The organism is Pseudescherichia vulneris (genome assembly GCF_902164725.1).
Taxonomy (GTDB): domain Bacteria; phylum Pseudomonadota; class Gammaproteobacteria; order Enterobacterales; family Enterobacteriaceae; genus Pseudescherichia; species Pseudescherichia vulneris.
The window spans coordinates 644,719-648,686 of the sequence record NZ_LR607338.1 but is presented as its reverse complement, the minus strand read 5'-3'; the positions used below and the strand labels follow the sequence as shown (position 1 = coordinate 648,686).

6 protein-coding genes are annotated in these 3,968 nt (G+C 57.1%); 3 read left to right on the top strand and 3 right to left on the bottom strand.

The window, feature by feature from the left end:
• The coding region (locus tag FN633_RS02640) for a potassium channel family protein (RefSeq protein WP_154058801.1) at positions 1-521 on the top strand (521 nt) is incomplete at its 5' end.
• Positions 522-545: 24 nt separating this feature from the next.
• On the opposite strand, the gene FN633_RS02635 is transcribed toward FN633_RS02640, so the two are convergent.
• Positions 546-875, bottom strand: a complete 330-nt coding sequence (locus tag FN633_RS02635) for an HI1450 family dsDNA-mimic protein (RefSeq protein ID WP_042394392.1) — start codon at positions 873-875, stop codon at positions 546-548.
• Between the two features lie 35 nt (positions 876-910).
• Entirely contained in the window at positions 911-2,371 is a 1,461-nt protein-coding gene (gene cls / locus FN633_RS02630; RefSeq protein WP_042394389.1) for a cardiolipin synthase, read from the bottom strand.
• 143 nt (positions 2,372-2,514) lie between these two features.
• On the opposite strand from cls, the gene FN633_RS02625 reads away from it, so the two are divergent.
• Positions 2,515-2,688, top strand: a complete 174-nt coding sequence (locus FN633_RS02625; protein WP_131406028.1) for a YciY family protein — start codon at positions 2,515-2,517, stop codon at positions 2,686-2,688.
• 41 nt (positions 2,689-2,729) lie between these two features.
• On the opposite strand, the gene FN633_RS02620 is transcribed toward FN633_RS02625, so the two are convergent.
• Positions 2,730-3,026 (bottom strand): YciI family protein, encoded by a 297-nt coding sequence (locus FN633_RS02620; protein ID WP_154056634.1) that lies wholly within the window; start codon positions 3,024-3,026, stop codon positions 2,730-2,732.
• Positions 3,027-3,249: 223 nt separating this feature from the next.
• Between FN633_RS02620 and tonB the strand changes: the two genes are divergently transcribed.
• The coding region (gene tonB / locus FN633_RS02615) for a TonB system transport protein TonB (protein ID WP_208674154.1) at positions 3,250-3,968 on the top strand (719 nt) is incomplete at its 3' end.

Below are 3,968 nucleotides of genomic sequence, written 5' to 3'. Positions count from 1 at the left end.
TGGCTATTCACTACTTCTTTGCCTGGCGGGCGATGCGGGCGATACGCGTGCTGCGCATTCTCAAGCTGCTGCGCTATATGCCTGCGCTGCATAGTCTCTGGCGCGCGGTCATCAATGCCCGACACCAGCTTATTCTGTTCTATGCGTTTGTCGGTATTGTAATGGTGTCAGCCGGGGCGCTGATGTACGCCATTGAAGGGGAAGCGAGCGGCTTTACCAGCCTGGGCGTGGCGGTCTACTGGGCGGTGGTAACGGTGACCACGGTGGGCTACGGCGATATTACCCCGCACACGGTTGCCGGGCGGTTTGTGGCCTCGGTGCTGATTTTGATTGGCTACTCGGTGATAGCAATTCCGACAGGGATCCTGACGGCGCAGATGAGCAATGAACTTCAGCAGAGAAAGCGTGCCCGCAGCTGTCCGCGCTGCCATTTGCAGGATCATAACGCGGAGGCACACTACTGCATGCGCTGCGGGGAACGGCTGCCCCAACCAGAAGAGACCTACCCAGAAGAGACATAGCGCGGCGTTCACCGCGCAAGGGGATTACTCACGCCACAGGATGTGGCAAATCTTGTGGTCTTTCTCGCGGCAGAGCAGCACGCGGGCGAAGATGTCGTTGATTTCACCCCCGTCGGTATCTGCCAGGCCAATAACCACTTCTGAGAAGAAGTCCGGGTTCAGATCGTAATCGACATGCTCCTGCCAGTCTTCGGCCGGATCGAACAGCTCCGCGCCGCCGCGCTCTTCGAACTGGAGGTTAAAAAGGATCACGTCTGCCGGATCGAGATTATCCATCGCCAGTTCAAGAAAAATATCGTAGGCCTGCTCAAGCGTTTCATCTTCAGTCAGGCGATTGTTCAGATCCATTTCCATAGTTACACCCTGGTTTAATCGCTAATGGGCACGTTTTACAGCAACGGACTAAAGAAGTAAAACAGTCGCTCGACAATCCGCTGCCATAGCGGACGTTTCAGCCAGCGCGTGACATCCAGCAGCCGGGAGCGGGAGATATAGTCATCCTGCACCGCCGCCAGATCGCCGCCAAAACCGGCATCATCAATGACCAGCGTGATTTCAAAGTTGAGCCACAGGCTGCGCATATCGAGGTTTACCGTGCCTACCAGGCTCAGCTCACCGTCCACCAGCACGCTTTTGGTATGCAGCAGGCCGCCTTCAAACTGATAAATTTTCACCCCGGCCGCCAGCAGCTCGCTGAAAAAAGCCCGGCTGGCCCAGCCCACTAACAGGGAGTCGTTTTTGCGCGGCAGAATAATGCTCACGTCCACGCCGCGCTGGGCAGCGGTACAGATGGCGTGCAACAGATCGTCACTCGGCACAAAATAGGGCGTCGTCATGATCAGATATTCCCGCGAGGCGTAAACCGCGGTCAGCAGCGCCTGGTGGATCAGATCTTCTGGAAAGCCAGGGCCGGAGGCGATGGTGTGAATAGTGTGGCCGCTGGCCTGCTCAAATGGCATGACGTTGTTATCTGGCGGCGGGGGAAGAATACGTTTGCCGGTCTCAATCTCCCAGTCGCAGGAGTAGACCACGCCCATGGAGGTGGCGATCGGCCCCTCCATGCGGGCCATCAGATCAACCCACTGGCCAACGCCTGCGTCCTGCTTAAAAAAGCGCGGATCCACCAGGTTCATACTGCCGGTGTAGGCAATGTAATTATCAATCATCACCATCTTGCGGTGCTGACGCAGATCCATTCGGCGCAGGAAGACACGCATCAGGTTTACCTTCAGCGCTTCCACCACCTCTATACCTGCATTGCGCATCATGGCAACCCACGGGCTGCGGAAGTAGGTCACGCTGCCGGCTGAGTCGAGCATCAGCCGACAGTGAACGCCGCGCCGGGCGGCCGCCATCAGCGACTCGGCGACCTGGTCCGCCATCCCGCCGGGGTGCCAGATATAGAACACCATCTCGATATTATGACGGGCGAGTTGGATGTCACGGATCAGCGCCTGCATTACATCATCAGAGGAGGTCAGGAGCTGAAGCTGGTTACCTTTGACGCCGCCGATCCCCTGACGGCGCTCGCAAAGCTGAAACAGCGAGGCAGCCACCGGGCTGTTCTCTTCGGCAAAGATATGCTTGCAGGCTTTAAGATCGTGGAGCCATTTGGCGGTGGAGGGCCACATGGCGCGGGCACGCTCGGCCCGCCGCTTGCCAAGATGCAGCTCACCGAACGATAGATAGGCGATAATCCCCACCAGCGGCAGAATATAAATAATTAATAGCCAGGCCATAGCTGAAGGGACGGCGCGGCGCTTCATCAGGATGCGTAACGTCACCCCGGCAATTAGCAGCCAGTATCCTAAAATGACCAGCCAACTCACAACGGTGTAGAAGGTTGTCATAGTTAAAAAAATCCTTTTCAGTACGCCATACACTGAGTGTACGCATAAGCATCCATCTGGCAAATAAAAACGGCCGAGAAAGCGCTGGTACGGCGTCGGCAAGGGTCTATAATAACGCCTTCGTTATTAGCAGAGTTGCTGTCATGAAGCGTAGTAGAACGGAAGTGGGGCGCTGGCGGATGCTTCGTCAGGCGAGTCGCCGTAAAGCCCGCTGGCTGGAAGGCCAGTCGCGTCGTAATATGCGCATCCACTCTATCAGAAAGTGCGTGCTGAACCGCCAACGCAACGCGTTGCTGTTCGCTATTACCCCGTACTGAGATCGTCTGAGGGCACGTTTTGGTGCCCTCAGTCTTTAAGACTAGAAGACTTTTTTGTACGGCTTAACCGACACGGTCTGGTAAACGCCCGCCGCCACGTAAGGATCGGCCTCCGCCCAGGCTTTTGCCTCTTCCAGCGATTCAAACTCCGCAATCACCGTCGAGCCGCTAAACCCAGCCGCGCCCGGATCGTTACTGTCTACCGCAGGCATTGGGCCCGCCGTCAGCAGGCGACCTTCGTCGCTGAGCAGCTGCAGGCGCGCCAGGTGCGCCGGACGCACAGAGAGACGTTTTTCAAGTGAGTTGGCAATATCTTCAGCGTAAATCACATAAAGCACGGGCATAGCTCCTGAAATGGTAAAATGACTCCAGGACGCTAACACACCTTGCTGGCCGCACGCTACCCTCTTGATTTTATGCGCCCTGAAAAGCCAAAACTGGACCGGGAAAATTGACCGCAACGGCTAAAATGCGCGATAGGTGTGATGGCTTATTGAATATGATTGCTATTTGCATTTAAAATCAGGACATGGTTTTTCAACTGAAACGATTATGACTGCAATGACCCTTGATCTACCTCGCCGCTTTCCCTGGCCGACGCTGCTGTCTGTTGGTATTCATGGTGCTGTTGTGGCGACCCTGCTTTACACCTCAGTACATCAGGTTATTGAAATGCCCGCTCCCGCGCAGCCTATTGCCGTCACTATGGTTACGCCTGCCGAGCTAGAGCCGCCGCAGGTGGTGCAGCCTCCACCGGAGCCGGTGGTAGAGCCCGAGCCGGAGCCGGAGCCAGAACCCATCCCCGAGCCGCCTAAAGAAGCACCGGTGGTGATTGAAAAGCCAAAACCGAAGCCCAAGCCGAAGCCTAAACCGAAGCCGGAGAAAAAGGTTGAGAAGAAGGTCGAGCAGCCGAAGCGTGACGTTCGCCCGGTAGAGACGCGTCCATCTGCGCCGCTGACCAATACCGCACCGTCGCGCCCGCTGACCAACAGCGCACCGGCGACCAGCAAACCGGTGGCGTCCGTGCCGAGCGGCCCGCGTGCGGTGGCGCGCAGCCAGCCGCAGTATCCGGCCCGCGCCCAGGCGCTGCGCATTGAAGGCCGCGTGCGCGTGAAGTTTGACGTCACCGCTGACGGTCGCGTGGATAACGTGCAGATCCTCTCCGCCCAGCCATCAAACATGTTTGAGCGTGAAGTGAAATCGGCGATGCGTAAATGGCGCTACGAGGCAGGCAAACCGGGCAACGGGTTGATTGTGAATATCGTATTCCGTCTTAACGG